The organism is Thalassovita gelatinovora (genome assembly GCF_001458355.1).
GTDB classification, from domain to species: domain Bacteria; phylum Pseudomonadota; class Alphaproteobacteria; order Rhodobacterales; family Rhodobacteraceae; genus Thalassobius; species Thalassobius gelatinovorus.
Genome location: NZ_CYSA01000003.1, coordinates 136278 through 153506, shown reverse-complemented (window position 1 = coordinate 153506; position 17229 = coordinate 136278). Strand labels below are relative to the sequence as shown.

Sequence of the window (17229 nt, the reverse complement as noted above, 5' to 3'; positions counted from 1 at the left end):
TGGTTACCGAAAGGTTAAACCCGCATGTCTTCTCAGATCGTGACCCGTTTCGCACCATCGCCCACGGGCTATCTTCATATCGGCGGTGCCCGCACGGCGCTGTTCAACTGGCTTTATGCCCGCGGTCGTGGCGGCAAGTTCCTGCTGCGGATCGAAGACACCGACCGAGAACGGTCGACCCCCGAAGCGACCGACGCGATCCTGAAAGGTCTTGATTGGTTGGGGCTGGATCACGATGATGACGTTGTCAGCCAATTCGAAAGCGCCGCGCGTCATGTCGCCGTAGCCGAACAGCTGCTCTCCGAGGGCAAGGCCTATAAATGCTTCGCCACGCAGGAGGAAATTCAACAATTTCGTGATGAAGCCCGGGCCGAAGGAAAATCGACTTTGTTCCGCAGCCCTTGGCGCGATGCTGATCCGGCGAACCATCCCGATGCCCCTTACGTGGTTCGGATAAAGGCACCGCAGGGGGGCGAAACGGTGGTGCATGATCAGGTGCAGGGCGATGTGACGATCCGCAACGATCAGCTCGATGATATGATCTTGTTACGGTCCGATGGTACCCCGGTCTATATGTTGGCCGTTGTCGTCGATGACCATGATATGGGCGTGACCCATGTGATCCGGGGTGATGATCACCTGAACAATGCGGCGCGCCAGATGATGATCTATGACGCGATGGAATGGGATGTTCCCGTCTGGGCGCATATTCCCTTGATCCATGGGCCGGACGGCAAAAAACTGTCCAAACGTCACGGCGCGCTTGGCGTCGATGAATATCAGAAAATGGGCTATCCGGCGGCGGGCATGCGTAATTACCTGGCGCGGCTGGGTTGGAGCCACGGGGATGACGAATTTTTTACCGACGAGCAGGCGAAAGAGTGGTTCGATCTGGGCGGGATTGGCAAAGCTCCGGCCCGGTTCGATTTCAAAAAACTGGAAAACCTTTGCGGTCAGCATATCGCCGCTGCTGATGATGCTGCACTGCTGCATGAATTGCAGGCATTCCTGTCCGCAATCGGTCAACCACAACTGGACGACGCAAAGTCAGTACTTCTACGTAAGGCGATGTACTGCCTCAAAGACCGTGCCAAAACATTTCCACAACTTATTGAAAAGGCGGAGTTCGCCTTGGCAGACCGTCCTATTCAACCAGATGAAAAAGCGGCTAAAAACCTTGATGATGTATCCCGTGGTATACTGAAAGAATTGACGCCGCATTTGCAAAATGCTAGCTGGTCGCGAGAGGATTTGGAAGCAGTTGCCAACCAATTCGCCGAAGCGCGGGAAATGAAGTTTGGCAAACTTGCGGGCCCTCTCAGGGCAGCTTTGGCGGGCCGTGCGGCAACCCCGAGCGTGTTCGACATGATGCTGGTCCTTGGGCAGGCCGAAACACTTGCCCGGTTGACCGACGCTGCTGCCTGACAGGATAGTCACCGGTCAGAGCAAAAAAAAAGAATAATGCCCGTGTCGTCCGACACAGTGGCTTCGTGATGAAGGGAAAACCATGACTGAATCCACCAAAACCGCAACGCTGAGTTTTGACGGCAAGACGCTTGAATTGCCCATGTTCACCCCGTCCGAGGGCCCAAATGTAATCGACATCCGCAAGCTTTATGCTCAAGGCCATGTGTTTACCTATGACCCCGGTTTTACCTCGACTGCGTCCTGCGATAGCACCATCACCTATATCGACGGTGACGAAGGCGTGTTGCTGCACCGTGGCTACCCAATCGGTCAACTTGCTTCGAAATCACACTATCTGGAAGTCTGCTATCTGCTGCTTTATGGTGAATTGCCGACCGCGGCCGAACTGGAAAAGTTCGAACTTACCATTACCCGCCACACCATGATCCACGAACAGATGCACAATTTCTTCCGCGGGTTCCGCCGCGATGCGCATCCGATGGCAACCATGGTGGGTGTTGTCGGCGCAATGTCGGCCTTCTATCATGATTCGACTGATATTTCAGATTCGCAGCAGCGTGAAATCGCGTCGCACCGGTTGATTGCGAAGATGCCGACCATCGCCGCGATGGCATACAAGTATTCGATCGGTCAGCCCTTCGTCTATCCGCGCAACGATTTGGATTATGCGGCGAATTTTCTGCATATGTGTTTCAGCGTGCCGGCAGAAGAATACCACGTGAACCCGATCCTGAGCCGCGCGATGGACCGGATTTTCACCCTTCATGCGGATCACGAACAGAACGCGTCGACTTCGACCGTGCGTTTGGCTTCGTCTTCGGGCGCCAACCCGTTCGCCTGCATCGCCGCTGGCATCGCCTGTCTTTGGGGGCCTGCTCATGGTGGCGCCAATCAGGCATGTCTGGAAATGCTGCGCGAAATCGGTACGCCCGACCGCATCCCCGAATACATCGCCCGCGCCAAGGACAAGAACGATCCGTTCCGCCTGATGGGGTTCGGTCACCGTGTTTACAAAAACATGGACCCGCGCGCGACCGTGATGAAGCAGTCTGCAGACGAGGTTCTGGAACTGCTGGGTGTCGAAGACAACCCGTTACTGCAAGTCGCCAAGGAACTGGAACAGATTGCGCTGCACGATGAATATTTCGTGTCCAAGAAACTGTTCCCGAACGTGGACTTCTATTCGGGCATCATCCTCGAAGCGATGGGGTTCCCGACCTCGATGTTCACCCCGATCTTTGCGCTGTCGCGCACCGTCGGCTGGGTCAGCCAGTGGAAAGAAATGATCGCCGATCCACAAAACAAGATTGGTCGTCCGCGTCAGCTTTACCTGGGTGAAACCGCCCGTGATTACGTGGACGTGGAAAACCGATAAGCGGGACTTTCTAAGTCAAAAAATACCCCGGCAAAATTTTGCCGGGGTATTTTCGTTTGTACCACAGTGACAAGCCTAGCTTGTAGATTTGAAACAGGCTGTGCAATCTGGGCAACCCGTTCTTTCGGTGGCTTTCGAATGGGCCGGTCCCTGGTGAAAGACCCTCAGCGGCCTTCAAAATGTGGCGGACGCTTTTCGGTGAAGGCCAGCACGCCTTCTTTAAAATCTCTGCTTTTCCCACAAGCGCCCTGCTTTCGGCCTTCGACCTCTAACTGGCGTTCCAACGAATTATCCCAACTGCCCCTGATCGCTTCTTTTACATGAGCATAGGCAAGGCCCGGCCCCTTGGCCAAATGCGCGGCGCGGGCTTTCCAGATCGCGGTAAATTCGGCGTCTGGTACCGCTTCCCAGATCAGGCCCCAATCGTCGGCTTGACGGGCGCTGATCTTGTCCGCGAACAGCGCCGCCCCCATCGCCTTGGCCGTCCCCATATTGCGGGTCATCCAATAGGTCCCACCGGCATCCGGGATCAATCCAATCCGGGTGAAGGCTTGTAAGAAATAGGCACATTCAGAGGCGATAACCACATCGGCGGCCAGCGCCAGATTAGCCCCTGCCCCAGCTGCGGCACCGTTAACCGCGCAAATCGTCGGGATTGGGCAATCATAGATCGCTTTCAGCATCGGTGCGTATTCGTCCCGCAACGTACGTTCCAGATCCAGATTGGCCGCGTTGGCTCGATCGCTCAGATCCTGACCGGAACAGAAGGCTTTGCCCGATCCGGTGATGACCAGAACCCGCGCGTTCTTGGCCGCTTCGCGCGCAGCATCGGCGATTTCGGCCCGCATTTGCGTGTTCAGCGCGTTCATCTTATCGGCACGGTTCAGGGTCAGAACTGCGATATCGTCTTGGGTGGCTAGGGTAATCGTTTCGTACACGGGACGTGCCTCCTCTGTTGGTCAGAACATAACCGACCGCATGGTAGGCTAAAACCCCAACCCGATGTTAGTCGTCCATAATTTCCGCCAATCGCGCCTTTTCCACATCGCTCAGTTCTTCGATTTTCTGTTCTGGCGTCGCCTGTCGCCGACGCAGATAGATAAATCCAAGCCCCAGCCCGGTGATCAGCATGATCGGCCCCGCAGCCCACAGCACCCAGTTGGCCCCGCGTGCGGTCGGGTTGAGCAACACATATTCGCCATAGCGGTCGACGATATAATTGACGACTTCAACGTCGCTATCACCGGCGGTCAACCGTTCGCGCACCAACAACCGAAGGTCGCGTGCAAGTTCGGCATTCGAATCGTCGATATTTTCATTGCGGCATACAAGGCATCGCAATTCTTTGGATATCTCGCGCGCCCGGGATTCAAGAACCGGATCATCTAGGATTTCATCCGGCTGCACCGCCAATACGGGCGCAGCAATCAGGCACAAGGCAAGGATCAGTCGTTTCATTCGGCGGGCACTCCGGCAGCGCGGGTTTTGCGCGCCCCGGCGGCCACGCGGTAACGCCGATCAGACAGGCTTAACGATCCCCCCAATGCCATCAAAATCGCCCCGCCCCAAATCCAGTTCGCCAGTGGTTTGAAGTAGCTGCGTACCGCCCAACCACCATCGTCTTGTGGATCACCGATCACCACATAGATGTCACGCAGGAACCCACCATCGATGGCGGCTTCGGTGGTCGGCATCTTGGCGACCGGATAATTCCGCTTTTCAGGGTGGAGCGTTGAAATCGGTTTGCCGTCTTTGGACAACCGAACGGTCGCCATGGTTGAAAAATAGTTCGGCCCCTGCACATTTTCGACCTTGTCCAAGATCAGCGTATAGCCTGCAATCTCGAAAGGTTCGCCGATCTGAACGACCCGAATATCTTCGGCTTCCCAAGCCATCAGCCCGGAAATGCCCAACATGGTGATGCCCAGCCCCGCATGCGCGACCGATTTGCCCCAATCAGCGCGCGGCAGACGCATCAATCGTCCGATTTGGCGGGAACGTCCGGTTCTGCTCCAAAGATCGATGGCAGACCCGAAGATCAGCCAGCTGCCCAGAAACAGCCCGACAGGCCCCAACATGCTACGCCCGGACTGTATCGCCCAAGCCAGACAGGCCAAGGCCAGCGCCAGAACAAAAGCAGGCATGAGTACCTTGAACGTCCGCGACAGCGACGCCCGTTTCCATGGCAGCATCGCTCCCACTGGTAGAACAAGACCCAGCATCACCATGAACGGCGTGAAGGCCATGTTGAAAAACGGTGCCCCGACCGACAGTTTGCGATCAAAGGCCAATTCGGCCACTAGCGGCCAGATGGTGCCGACAAAGACGACAAAGGCGGCAACCGCAAGAAGCAGGTTGTTCACCACCAGCGCGCTTTCGCGACTGACCATGGAAAACGCCCCCTTGGCTTCCATCGCGCTGGCACGGGCGGCGTACAGCATCAGCGCTCCCCCCATGAAGACGGCAAGAATGGCAAGAATGAACACCCCGCGTTCCGGGTCATTGGCAAAGGCATGAACCGAAGTGATCACGCCAGAACGCACGATGAATGTGCCGATCAGCGAAAAACCGAACGCCATGATTGCCAAAAGAATGGTCCAGCTTTTAAGGCTTTCGCGTTTTTCCACCACGATGGACGAATGCAGCAGCGCCACCGCAAGCAGCCAAGGCATGAAGGATGCGTTTTCAACCGGATCCCAGAACCAGAACCCGCCCCAACCCAGTTCGTAATAGGCCCACCACGATCCCAGTCCGATCCCGATGGTCAAGAAAATCCACGCCGCCAAAGTCCATGGACGCACCCAGCGCCCCCAAGCGGCATCAACCCGGCCTTCGATCAGCGCAGCGACAGCAAAAGAAAACGCCATCGAAAGCCCGACATAGCCGAGGTAAAGAAATGGCGGATGGAAGGCGAGCCCCGGATCCTGGAGCAAGGGATTCAGATCTTCGCCGTCAAACGGTGGGACCGCCATCCGCAAAAACGGGTTGGAGGTGAACAGGATAAAGGCATAAAAGGCAACGCCGATAGCTGATTGAACCGCCAGAACCCGCGCCTTCAATGTCGGAGGCAGGGCACCACCGAACCAAGCGGCCGAGGCCCCAAACAGGGACAGGATCAGCACCCAAAGCAACATCGACCCTTCGTGATTGCCCCAGACACCGGAAATTTTATACAGCATTGGTTTCAGCGAATGGGAATTCAGAACCACCAGGCGCAGCGAAAAGTCCGACGTGACGAAGGCATGCGTCAATGCGGCAAAAGAAAAGCCGGTCAGTAGAAACTGTGCGTTTGCTGCTGGTTCAGCGACAGCCATCCAGCCAGGCCAGCGCATATGCGCACCAATCAGCGGTACTGTGGCCTGAATGCAAGCGACCAAAAAGGCAAGGATGAGGGCGAAGTGACCGAGTTCTGTAATCATGCCCTTATTATAGAGCTTTGGCCGAAAGGGGCCAATGGAATTCGGTCAAACCACGTGATCACATTGTCGCGGGATCACGTTCCTTTCACCCGATAAAACGCAGCGCGGATTTCAGATTGAAAAACGTTACTTGGACGCCCGCCAATCGTCCAGCGCAGGATTGCGCTCGGGTATTGTTGCCGCCCATGTCAAATCAGCGTCCTGCCCGGTATCGGCCTCTGCCTGCCGGTGATGATCTTTGAATCTTTGGATATCTTCCGACATTCGGGCAAATGCCTGCGACATCTGGGTTTGAAATTCCTGGCCCTTGGATTGATGGCGCGCGCCGAAGTAGAAAGAAACGATCGCGCCAAGCAACCACCACAATGGTTCTGGCACCAACGCGATGCCCTCCATTCGGGCCGCGAACCAAACCGGATCAATCATGGCCGCACAAAACAACCCGAGCGTCCCAAGCGCCAAGCCCGGCCGCGGCAATCGGTTGATCGCATCCATCAACCGGTCGAAACGACCGCGCTCGGGCGCATGAAACTCCTGCGCGAATTGGGTTAAGGACGCCGCTTGCCCCTCTGCCGCGCGGATTGCCCCGGTTTCGGCGTTTTCATGAAAAACCTCTATCGTCTTTCGCAATTCGCTTTGCCCCGACCCGAATAACAGGTCCAAAATCTGCCGCATCAATCCCACTTTTCAACCCTTTCGCGGAATTCCGACGCGCTGAGATGATAGCGCGGTGAAATGAAGTCTTCGGCCCGTTTGATCCAGCCGCCTTTGCCACCTGATCGTGTGCGGGCGTATTTTCGGCTGGCAGGGCGGCCATCGGCCAGGCGGAAATAGTAATTGCGCCGGGCAACGCCATAGGCATCAGCCAAGAATGCCGGTGCCGCCTGCGCTGCCATGCGGGCCGCGCCTGCGGTTTGCGGACCGATCATCCCGTCAACAGTTACTTCATGCCCCATCTGGCGCAGCAATCGTTGCAGAATTTTCACGGCATTTGCCCCGGCATTGACGTACATGTCGAAAACGCTGGCTTGCAGCAGTTCCGGCAAGTGGTCGATTTTTGGCCGTTTGAAATAGTTTGTCAGGAAAATATCCTGTGCCTTTGCCCGGCTCAACCTGTGCACATCACCCGCATCGATATCGCCGTCATGGTCCAGATCCAAGCCCAACCGGCGCAGCGTGTGAAGCGTCACGCCGTGATTGGTCGCACCGCCCGGATCGTCGGGATCGTTCACATACCCGCCTTCTCGCGCAATAATCGCCTCGGCGATTTGTTTGACATCCAGCATGCAAAGCCCCGCTAAACCTGTTGCGGGATCAGACTGGGATTAAACGGTTAACGTTTGGGAAACTGATCGTTCCGAACCTTCTCGGATCAGCTTTCGGGTTCTTGGTAAACGCCTTGTTCCTTCAGCGCATCCACGACTTCCTTGGGCATGTAGCTTTCGTCATGTTTAGCGAGGATTTCAGACGCTTCAAAGACGCCGCCGACATATTTTCCGGTCCCGATCATCCCCTGATTTTCCTCAAAAAGATCGGGCAGAACGCCGGTGAAGACGACCGGCACGGTCGCACCGCCATCGGTGACGTTGAAGCGAATGGTTTCGCCTTGACCGCGCTGCAGACTGCCGTCTTCGACCAACCCGCCAATGCGAAAGGTTTCTTCCGGCCGAGGAGGTTCGGCCATGACCTGAGAGGGAGAACGGAAAAAATTGATGCCGTCGCGCATGGCATACCCGATCAATCCAGTCGATAGCGCCAAAGCGACGACAGCCACCGCAATCACCTGGATACGACGTTTTTTCTTCAAGCCTTTCATGCGCATGCTCCTCACCGCTCGGGTTGTTGCCGTTTGGTGCCAAACAGACATAGCAGAGTTAACATTGATACCGCAAAGCGCAAGGTGTGCGACGTGCTACTTTTTGTCCGGGCATCATGGTGCCGATGACGAACGAAACAGATCAGGCCGCCTGAAACGTGATTTTATGGCGCAAGAACTGTGTGGCCCGATCCGACACTTTCTGCGGATCACCCGTGGTCAGAAACACCGTTTCTTCCCCGGTCCCGATCATTTTGGGGTGCCGTTTCAGATAATCGGCCAGACTTTCTGCCACCAGATTGGCTTGCGAATACACTTTCACCTCAGCCCCAAGCGCATCCTGAAACACGTCCTGCATCAGAGGATAATGCGTGCAGCCCAAAACGGCCGCCTCGGGATGGGGCATTTTGCGTTTCAGCGCGTCGACATGTGACCGAACCAAAGCTTCGGCCAGGATCATGTCGCCGTCTTCGATCGCATCGACCACGCCACCGCAGGCCTGTGCTTCGACATCGACGCCGATGGCGCGGAAAGCCAATTCACGTTGAAAGGCACGACTGGCGACGGTGGCCGGTGTGGCAAACAGCGCCACATGATGAACCTCGACTTCGCGCGGGGGGCTGTTATCGCCCCATTTACGTTCGGTCAGCGATTCGATCAACGGAACAAAGACTCCAAGCACACGTTTGTTCGGTGGAATCCAGCTTTCTTGCATCCTGCGCAATGCGGCGGCGCTGGCGGTGTTACAGGCCAAAATAACCAGATCGCAGCCCGCATCCCACATCCGTTCCACCGCCTTGGTGGTCAGGTTGTAAACGTCATCGGCGTCCCGGACGCCGTAAGGCGCGTTGGCGTTATCGCCGAAATAGACAATGGGCAGATCGGGCATTCGTTTTGCCACGGCGTCCATCACCGTCAATCCCCCCAGACCGCTGTCAAAAATACCTACTGCCATCTGCTGTGCCGCCTGTACCTGCGCTTATGCGCGATGCTTCTTTTCGAACTCATACCCGTAATCAAGAGTGTTGAGCGGTGTCGGAGACAGCTCATACGTCGATTTGCGCAAGAAATCCATCAATGCTTTGGCATCGTTTTGCCGCGCTTTAATCTCTTTCCTGTCAATCGGTTGACCGACCACGATACGCACCGGTGTATCGACCCGTTTTGCAAATTCTTTGATCAAAAGCCCCATGCGCAAAGTGTTGTGCAAATGGCTGGCGATCTGGAACAAACGGCTGGTATGGCCATCAAAGAAGATCGGGACAACGGTCGCTTCAGATTTGGCGACCATCCGCGCGGTGAATTTGCGCCAACCTGGATCCATCGGTTGGGTAAAAGGTTTTGCAGCCGTCGACACGGTGCCGCCGGGAAATATGCCGACCGCACCGCCCTGCCCCAAATACTCAAGGCAAGCCTTGCGCGTTTGCAGATTCAGCTGCATTGATGCTTTGCTTTCATCAAAGGAAATCGGCAAGATGTGCCGGTTCAGATCGGCAGATTTCCGAAATACCTGATGCGCAAGAATGCGAAAATCGCCACGGGTCCGGGACAGGATATGGCCCATCATCAACCCGTCAAGAATACCGTAGGGATGATTGGCGATCAGGATCAGCGGCCCAACTGTCGGGATGTCTTCCAACGCTCCACCCACCACATCAAGTGACAAGCCATAGCGATCCACCATTACCTGCCAGAAATCCTCGCCGTTGGCGATGTCGATATCATAGTCGCGCGCACGTTTGATCAAACCGATACGACCGGTGGTGTTTTCAAGGGTTCGGATCATCGTGCGCCCGGCCCTGCTTTGCGCCGAATGGGCATAGCTGATGTCGCGCGCAATATGGTGTTTCCGGGTCATGCGGTATCGCCAGTTACAGAATCACCGCATCAAATAAGAAATTTCGCGGCGCAAGAACAGGTTTTTTGATTTGGAAACGTGCCGGGCAGGTTCCCCCCGCCCGGTCGATCCGTCCCGATTATTCTGCAGCCGTCGCAAGCCCTGCACCGGGATTGGAAATCCGGTCCAGAAGCGCCTCGCGTTGCTTTGACGCCTTGGTTTCGTTTTGTGCTTTTACTGGTCCAAAACCTCGGATTTGCAGCGGCAATTCGGCCAATGCCACCGCGGCATCCATCGTTTCGGGGGACAGGCTTTGCGCCAATTTCCCCATATCGGCTTCATATTGCTGGATCAGCGCACGTTCCATCTTCCGCTCTTCGGACCGACCGAACGGATCGAATGGCGTGCCCCGCAACCCTTTCATCCGCGCCAGCAGGCGGAACATCCGTAACATGCCGGGCCCAAATTCACGTTTCTGCGGGCGGTCCTGATAGCCTTTTTTAGCCAAGATCGGCGGTGCCAGATGGAATTTCATGGTGAAATCGCCTTCGAATTCGGCATCCGCCTTGGTTTTGGTGTCCAAAAGCAACCGGGCAACTTCGTATTCGTCCTTGTAAGACAATAGCTTGTGGTACCCTTTGGCAACTGCCTCTTTCAGGCGCGGATCGTCAAAACGGTCCACCAGTTTGCGGTATTTCTTCGCCAATCGCTTGCCCTGATACCCAACCAGATGATCAGCGCGGAAGGCGATTTTTTCCTCCAGCGTTTTCGGCTTGTCGACCACATTCACTTTCGGCGTCAGCAGGTCCAGTGCGTCTTCCGGGTGCAGAACGGCCCAGCGGCCAATTTCAAAGGCACGCAGATTGCGGTCCACCGCGGCACCGTTCAATTCGATTGCATCAATCAATGACTGATGGCTCAGTGGGATCAATCCGCGCTGCCATGCGGCCCCGAAAATCATCATGTTGGAAAAGATCGAATCCCCCAATGTCGCCCGTGCCAGTTCCGAGGCATCAAACAGGATCACCTTGTCTTGCAACCGCGCCTGCAACTGCAGTTCCAACCGGTCGGATGGCAGGCTGAATTCGGTGTTATGGGTGAAATCGCCGGTGATGATTTCATGACTGTTGACCACCGCGCCGGTGCGCCCGGTCTTGGTCAGGCCCAGTGTTTTTGCCCCGGCAGACACCACCAAATCACCACCGATCAGCGCATCCGCTTCGCCGGTGGCGACCCGTACCGCGCTGATATCGTCAGGGCTTTCCGCGATCCGGCAATGGATATGCACCGCTCCGCCTTTTTGCGCCAACCCGGCCATTTCCATCATGCCCGCGCCTTTGCCGTCGATCTGCGCCGCCTGTGCCAAAACGGCTCCGATGGTCACAACGCCAGTGCCACCAACCCCCGTGATCACCACGTTGAAGGTGCCGTCGATCGCCGGGATTTCCGGCTGCGGCAGATGTGGCAGATCCAGTTGTGCAGTTTCGGACTTTTTCAACTTGGCCCCTTCCAGCGTCACGAAGCTGGGGCAAAAACCGTTGAGACAACTGAAATCCTTGTTGCAGCTGGATTGATCGATGGCGCGTTTACGACCCAGTTCGGTTTCCGCCGGCACGATCGACACGCAATTGGACTGAACGCCGCAATCGCCGCAGCCTTCGCAAACATCGGTATTGATGAACACCCGGCGATCAGGATCGGGAAACTGTCCACGCTTACGCCGGCGGCGTTTTTCGGCGGCACAGGTTTGGATATAGACAATCGCCGAAACGCCTTCGAAGTTGCGGAATTTTTCTTCTATTTGCAGCAGTTCGGCGCGTTCGTGCTTTTCCACTCCGGCGGGGAAGGCATTGAGATCAACCTCTTCCTTCTCGTCATAGACCACCCCGATATGTTCGACGCCCATTGCTTTGATTTCATTGACGATCTTATAGGCTGTCAAACCACCTTCGTTCTTCTGTCCACCGGTCATCGCAACCGCGTCATTGAACAGGATCTTGTAGGTGATATTGGTTCCCGCCGCCAAAGCCGCGCGGATCGCCTGAATGCCAGAATGGTTATAAGTGCCGTCACCTAGATTCTGGAACACATGGTCGCGGGTGGAAAACGGTGCTTCGCCGATCCAGTTCGCGCCTTCTCCGCCCATCTGGGTGAAGCCCAGCGTGTCGCGGTCCATCCATTGCACCATATAGTGACACCCAATCCCGGCATAGGCACGGCTGCCCTCGGGCACCTTGGTCGATGTGTTATGCGGGCAACCTGAACAGAAATACGGCAAGCGCGAAGCAATTTCTTCGGCATTATCGTTGCGGCGGACTTCGTCAAGCGCGGCCAGACCGGCTTTGACCCCATCGGTACCGCGGCCTTCGTCGGTCAAGATTTCGCCCAGTCGTTCGGCGATCATGATCGGATCAAGCGCGCCCTTGGTTTGGAACAGTTCCGGACCGTGCATCGATCCTGCACCACCGCCCTTGTGCCAACCATAGACCCGACGCCCGCGCCGGTCGTCGAAAATGGCTTCCTTGACTTGCACTTCGATCAGCTTGCGCTTTTCTTCGACCACCACGATCAAGTCCAACCCTTCGGCCCAAGACTTGCACTTCGATCAGCTTGCGCTTTTCTTCGACCACCACGATCAAGTCCAACCCTTCGGCCCAATCGTGGAACCCCCGCATATCCAGCGGGAAAGTTTGACCGACCTTGTAAGTGGTGATCCCCAGTCGTTCCGCTTCGGCTTCGTCGATGTTCAGCAATGCCAGCGCATGAACCAGATCAAGCCAGTTCTTGCCTGCTGCCACGAACCCGATCTTGGCCCCCGGTTTCCCCCACATCCGCTTGTCCATCTTGTTGGCGTGGGAAAATGCTTCGGCGGCGAAACGCTTGTAGTCGATCATCCGCGCTTCTTGTTCGGTCGGAGTGTCGATCAGTCGGATGTTCAACCCGCCGTCGGGCATGTCGAATTCAGGAATGGCAAGGTTCATCCGGTCGATCCGGCCATCGACGACGGCGGTTGCTTCGATCGTGTCCTTCATTGTTTTCAGACCGACCCAAAGCCCGGAAAACCGGCTGAGCGCGATACCGTAGATGCCGTAATCGAGAACTTCCTGCACCCCTGCAGGGCTGACGACAGGCATATAGGCATCGACCAGCGCCCATTCCGATTGATGCAAAACGGTAGAGCTTTCGCCGGTGTGGTCATCCCCCATGGCCATCAGCACGCCGCCATTTTTGGACGTACCCGCCATATTGGCATGGCGCATCACATCGCCGGTGCGGTCCACCCCCGGACCTTTGCCATACCAGAGCCCGAAAACGCCATCGAACTTGCCTTCGCCGCGCAACTCGGCTTGCTGACTGCCCCACAACGCGGTCGCGGCCAAGTCTTCGTTCAGCCCTTCGTGAAACAGCACATCGGCGGCATGAAGTTGCTTCGCGGCCCGGTTCATTTGCAGATCAACCGCACCGAGCGGAGAACCGCGATAGCCGGTGACATAGCCTGCGGTGTTCAGGCCAGCCGCCTTGTCACGGGCTTTTTGCATCAGCATCAGCCGCACAAGCGCTTGGGTCCCATTCAAGAGAACAGGCGATTTTTCCAGATCAAAACGGTCTGTTAGCGAAACCTTTTGGTCAGTCATTAAGGTGTCTCCTCCCACATGGCATGCATGCAACATTATAGAGCAATAATAGGTCATATATTTTGACCTACAAACAAAAAATTCTATTTTTTATACAGAGATGCCGCGAAAGGCCTTAATGTTCAAAGTGTTTCGTGTAAGTGGGTCGGGCGAATCTGAAAGTTGTGGGAATGGACTGGGATAAATTAAGAATATTTCACGCGGTCGCGGATGCAGGCAGCCTTACACACGCCGGTGACGTATTGCATCTGTCGCAATCCGCGGTCAGTCGACAGGTCCGCGCGCTGGAAGAAAGCCTGAATGCGACGCTTTTTCACCGTCATGCACGGGGACTGATTCTCACCGAACAGGGGGAACTGTTGTTTGATGCGACGCGTGCCATGGCCAAACGCCTGGAAGCCGCGGAAGCACGCATTCGGGATAGCGAAGAAGAAGTCTTCGGACAGCTGCGGGTGACCACTACGACCGGTTTCGGCACGCTTTGGCTCGCTCCGCGGCTGCCCAAGCTTTATGAAAAATACCCCGATCTCAACATTGATCTAATGTTGGAAGAACGGGTTCTGGATCTGCCGATGCGGGAAGCCGATGTCGCGATACGGATGAAGGAACCCAGCCAGGCCGATCTGATCCGCAAACGACTGATGGCTGTGCGCATGCTGCTTTATGCTTCGCCCGAATATCTGGATCGACACGGAACGCCGGAAACAATCGAGCAAATCGCCGAACATCGATTGGTCTGCCAAAATCCGGCATCGGCCCAAGTTGGAGCGGGTGCGAATTTGGTGCAACATCTGTTGACCTATGATGTCAGAGCAACGCTAACGGTGAACAATTACTTTGGGGTGTTGCAAGCGGTGATCAATCATCTTGGTATCGGCGTGCTTCCAGACTACTTGCTGCAAGACTTTCCCAACCTGGTGCGGGTGTTGCCGGATGTTCAATCGATCGAAGTTCCCGTTTTTTTGGCTTATCCGGAAGAATTACGCCATTCCAAGCGGATTTCCACCTTCCGAGATTTCGTGCAGGACGAAATCATTGCCTATCGCAAACAGATGAAAAATCAGGCGCTTAGCTAACTTGTTAAGCAAGCCATGCGCACGATGCATAACAGGCATGCTGCAACTGCGGCAAAATGGTGCTTGATCGATTCATTTCCGATGCCTATTTCAGCATTCGACGGTGATGCTGAACTTTTTAGTATCATCTTCATACCTCCCTGTTGGACTTCGGCCGAGCTTCGTGCTCGGCCTTTTTTTTTTCGTCAGGGTGAACGAACCTCTGGTGTTATGTACGCCTGCGGCGCGCTTCATTTCCCCTCAACCGCCCCAAGGATCGTTTTCTTCGGCCATGCCTCCGGCGGGGGATATTTTCGAACAGAAGAAGTGAGTACATGGCAAATTGGTGCCATGTGAAAAAGAACCAAAGCACTTCTGCCCCCTTTCCCCGCTCACGGTCATGGCGTAAAGAAGCGCGCAAACAGAGCCGTTGCAGGAAAATCCGATATGCAAGACCCAGCCATCACGCCGGAGATCATCGAAGCTCATGGCATCAATGCCGAAGAATACGCCAACATTCTTCGAATCCTGAACCGGGAGCCGAATTTCACCGAGCTGGGCGTCTTTTCGGCGATGTGGAACGAACATTGTTCTTACAAGTCGTCGAAGAAATGGCTGCGCACCCTGCCCACGACGGGCCCGCAAGTGATCTGTGGTCCAGGGGAAAATGCAGGTGTTGTGGATATCGGCGACGGACAGGCGGTGGTTTTCAAGATGGAAAGCCATAATCACCCGTCCTACATCGAACCCTATCAAGGGGCCGCGACCGGCATGGGCGGCATTTTGCGTGATGTTTTCACCATGGGCGCGCGGCCCATCGCGGCAATGAATTCGCTCAGCTTTGGCGCGGTCGATCATCCCAAGACCAAACAGTTGGTGCACGGCGTGGTCGAAGGTATCGGCGGCTATGGCAACTGTTTTGGTGTGCCGACTGTGGGCGGCGAAGTCCGGTTCCATCCGGCCTATAGTGGCAATTGCCTGGTCAATGCCTTTGCCGCCGGGTTGGCCGATGCCGACAAAATTTTCTATTCGGCAGCGTCCGGCGTGGGAATGCCGGTGGTTTATCTGGGGGCCAAGACCGGACGCGATGGCGTCGGCGGCGCCACCATGGCTTCGGCGGAATTCGATGAAACCATCGAAGAAAAGCGCCCCACCGTTCAGGTCGGCGATCCGTTCACCGAAAAGCGCCTAATGGAAGCGACGCTTGAGCTGATGCAAACCGGCGCGGTCATTTCGATTCAGGATATGGGGGCCGCCGGCCTGACCTGTTCGGCGGTGGAAATGGGCGACAAGGGCGGGTTGGGCATCAAGCTGCAACTTGACGATGTTCCGCAGCGTGAAGCGCATATGTCGGCCTATGAAATGATGCTGTCGGAAAGCCAGGAACGTATGTTGATGGTGCTGCGCCCGGAAAAAGAAGCCGAAGCGCGTGCAGTGTTTGACAAATGGGACCTGGATTTCGCCATTGTCGGCGAAACCATCCCCGAAGATCGCTTCCTGATCCTGCACGGCAATGACGTCAAAGCCGATCTGCCGCTGTCGCAGCTGAGTTCCAGCGCACCGGAATATGATCGCCCATGGCAGCCGACACCGGTCGCAGAGCCCTTGGCCGATGTGCCGTCAATTGATCCCATCGACGGGTTGAAAGCACTGATTGGATCGTCGAATTATGGTGCCAAACAGTGGGTATATGAACAATACGACACAATGGTGATGGCTGATACCGTGCGTGCGCCGGGTCTGGGGGCCGGGATTGTACGGGTGCATGGCACCGATAAATCATTGGCTTTCACCAGCGACGTAACCCCGCGCTACGTGATGGCCAATCCGGTCGAAGGCGGCAAACAGGCGGTGGCAGAAGCCTATCGCAACCTGATCGCCGTCGGCGCAACCCCATTGGCCACCACCGACAACCTGAATTTCGGAAACCCCGAAAAACCCGAAATCATGGGGCAGTTCGTTGGCGCGATCCAAGGGATCGGTGAGGCGGTCGCGGCTTTGGATGTGCCGATCGTGTCAGGCAATGTGTCGCTCTACAACGAAACCGATGGTCAGGGCATTCTTCCGACCCCGACCATCTGCGCGGTCGGGCTGATCGCCAAACCCGAAGATGCTATTACCGGGACCGCCCGCGATGGTCATATCGCCCTGCTTCTTGGCGAAACCGAAGGTCATCTGGGCCAATCGGCGCTGTTGGCCGAAGTGTTCAATCGCGAAGACGGCGATGCACCGCATGTCGATCTGGTCGCCGAAAAGCGCAATGGCGACTTCATTCGCGCCAATCGCGCAATGATCAAGGCCTGTACCGACCTGTCAGATGGTGGTCTGGCGTTGGTGGCATTTGAAATGGCCGAAGCCGGTGGCGTTGGCGTGCAGATCGACGAAACCGATATGGCGCAGCTGTTCGGTGAAGATCAGGCGCGCTATCTGATTGCCTGCAACTTCGACGAAGCCGAGGCGTTGATGGTCGCTGCGGGTCAGGCAGGCGTGACACTGCACACAGCGGGTCATTTTACAGGTAACACCGTTCGCCTTGGCCACTCGGAAGCCCCGTTAGACGAACTTTCGGTGATCTATCGCAGCGCGTTTGAAAACACGGTCTGTTGATCCGGCGAATTCAAACATGCCCCTTGCACGTATCTTTTTGTGTGCAAGGGTTTTGCG

General features: G+C 56.0%; 12 protein-coding genes and 1 pseudogene. 4 read left to right on the top strand and 9 right to left on the bottom strand.

Annotation, left to right across the window (positions count from 1 at the left end; translation table 11 throughout):
* The first annotated feature begins 24 nt into the window (after positions 1 to 24).
* A complete protein-coding gene (gene gltX / locus TG4357_RS01085; RefSeq protein ID WP_058261021.1) occupies positions 25 to 1425 on the top strand; it encodes a glutamate--tRNA ligase in 1401 nt (466 codons plus the stop codon).
* A gap of 82 nt (positions 1426 to 1507) precedes the next feature.
* Entirely contained in the window at positions 1508 to 2803 is a 1296-nt protein-coding gene (locus tag TG4357_RS01080; RefSeq protein WP_058261020.1) for a citrate synthase, read from the top strand.
* A gap of 164 nt (positions 2804 to 2967) precedes the next feature.
* On the opposite strand, the gene TG4357_RS01075 is transcribed toward TG4357_RS01080, so the two are convergent.
* The 9 genes and pseudogenes from TG4357_RS01075 to TG4357_RS01035 all read right to left on the bottom strand — a co-directional run bounded on the left by TG4357_RS01075 (position 2968) and on the right by TG4357_RS01035 (position 13510).
* Positions 2968 to 3741, bottom strand: a complete 774-nt coding sequence (locus tag TG4357_RS01075; protein ID WP_058261019.1) for an enoyl-CoA hydratase-related protein — start codon at positions 3739 to 3741, stop codon at positions 2968 to 2970.
* Positions 3742 to 3808: 67 nt separating this feature from the next.
* The gene (locus tag TG4357_RS01070; protein WP_058261018.1) at positions 3809 to 4261 is read right to left on the bottom strand and encodes a cytochrome c-type biogenesis protein; all 453 of its coding nucleotides are present in this window, start codon (positions 4259 to 4261) and stop codon (positions 3809 to 3811) included.
* On the bottom strand, positions 4258 to 6222 hold the full coding sequence (locus tag TG4357_RS01065) for a heme lyase CcmF/NrfE family subunit (RefSeq protein ID WP_058261017.1): 1965 nt from the start codon (positions 6220 to 6222) through the stop codon (positions 4258 to 4260). Before TG4357_RS01065 ends, TG4357_RS01070 begins: the two co-directional genes overlap by 4 nt.
* Positions 6223 to 6348: 126 nt before the next feature.
* Positions 6349 to 6897, bottom strand: coding sequence for a holin family protein (locus TG4357_RS01060; protein WP_425329305.1), 549 nt, complete (start codon positions 6895 to 6897; stop codon positions 6349 to 6351).
* On the bottom strand, positions 6897 to 7508 hold the full coding sequence (locus TG4357_RS01055) for a holin-associated N-acetylmuramidase (protein WP_058261016.1): 612 nt from the start codon (positions 7506 to 7508) through the stop codon (positions 6897 to 6899). Before TG4357_RS01055 ends, TG4357_RS01060 begins: the two co-directional genes overlap by 1 nt.
* Before the next feature lie 86 nt (positions 7509 to 7594).
* Positions 7595 to 8038, bottom strand: a complete 444-nt coding sequence (gene ccmE / locus TG4357_RS01050) for a cytochrome c maturation protein CcmE (protein WP_058261015.1) — start codon at positions 8036 to 8038, stop codon at positions 7595 to 7597.
* Between the two features lie 142 nt (positions 8039 to 8180).
* The gene (murI, locus tag TG4357_RS01045) at positions 8181 to 8993 is read right to left on the bottom strand and encodes a glutamate racemase (RefSeq protein WP_058261014.1); all 813 of its coding nucleotides are present in this window, start codon (positions 8991 to 8993) and stop codon (positions 8181 to 8183) included.
* A 24-nt stretch (positions 8994 to 9017) separates the two neighbouring features.
* Positions 9018 to 9896, bottom strand: a complete 879-nt coding sequence (locus TG4357_RS01040; protein WP_058261013.1) for a lysophospholipid acyltransferase family protein — start codon at positions 9894 to 9896, stop codon at positions 9018 to 9020.
* Between the two features lie 118 nt (positions 9897 to 10014).
* Positions 10015 to 13510 (bottom strand): annotated as a pseudogene (locus tag TG4357_RS01035) (indolepyruvate ferredoxin oxidoreductase family protein).
* A gap of 170 nt (positions 13511 to 13680) precedes the next feature.
* On the opposite strand from TG4357_RS01035, the gene TG4357_RS01030 reads away from it, so the two are divergent.
* Positions 13681 to 14586: a LysR family transcriptional regulator gene (locus TG4357_RS01030; protein ID WP_058261012.1), complete on the top strand. Its 906-nt coding sequence runs from the start codon at positions 13681 to 13683 to the stop codon at positions 14584 to 14586.
* Positions 14587 to 15012: 426 nt separating this feature from the next.
* Complete coding sequence (gene purL, locus TG4357_RS01025) at positions 15013 to 17172, top strand: phosphoribosylformylglycinamidine synthase subunit PurL (protein WP_058261011.1); 2160 nt, start codon at positions 15013 to 15015, stop codon at positions 17170 to 17172.
* The last annotated feature ends 57 nt before the right edge of the window (positions 17173 to 17229 follow it).

Coding starts and splice junctions, on each gene's coding strand:
- gltX (WP_058261021.1), top strand. CDS start 25: ATGTCTTCTCAGATCGTGACCCGTTTCGCACCATCGCCCACGGGCTAT.
- TG4357_RS01080 (WP_058261020.1), top strand. CDS start 1,508: ATGACTGAATCCACCAAAACCGCAACGCTGAGTTTTGACGGCAAGACG.
- TG4357_RS01070 (WP_058261018.1), bottom strand. CDS start 4,261: ATGAAACGACTGATCCTTGCCTTGTGCCTGATTGCTGCGCCCGTATTG.
- TG4357_RS01065 (WP_058261017.1), bottom strand. CDS start 6,222: ATGATTACAGAACTCGGTCACTTCGCCCTCATCCTTGCCTTTTTGGTC.
- TG4357_RS01060 (WP_425329305.1), bottom strand. CDS start 6,897: ATGCGGCAGATTTTGGACCTGTTATTCGGGTCGGGGCAAAGCGAATTG.
- TG4357_RS01055 (WP_058261016.1), bottom strand. CDS start 7,508: ATGCTGGATGTCAAACAAATCGCCGAGGCGATTATTGCGCGAGAAGGC.
- ccmE (WP_058261015.1), bottom strand. CDS start 8,038: ATGAAAGGCTTGAAGAAAAAACGTCGTATCCAGGTGATTGCGGTGGCT.
- murI (WP_058261014.1), bottom strand. CDS start 8,993: ATGGCAGTAGGTATTTTTGACAGCGGTCTGGGGGGATTGACGGTGATG.
- TG4357_RS01040 (WP_058261013.1), bottom strand. CDS start 9,896: ATGACCCGGAAACACCATATTGCGCGCGACATCAGCTATGCCCATTCG.
- TG4357_RS01030 (WP_058261012.1), top strand. CDS start 13,681: ATGGACTGGGATAAATTAAGAATATTTCACGCGGTCGCGGATGCAGGC.
- purL (WP_058261011.1), top strand. CDS start 15,013: ATGCAAGACCCAGCCATCACGCCGGAGATCATCGAAGCTCATGGCATC.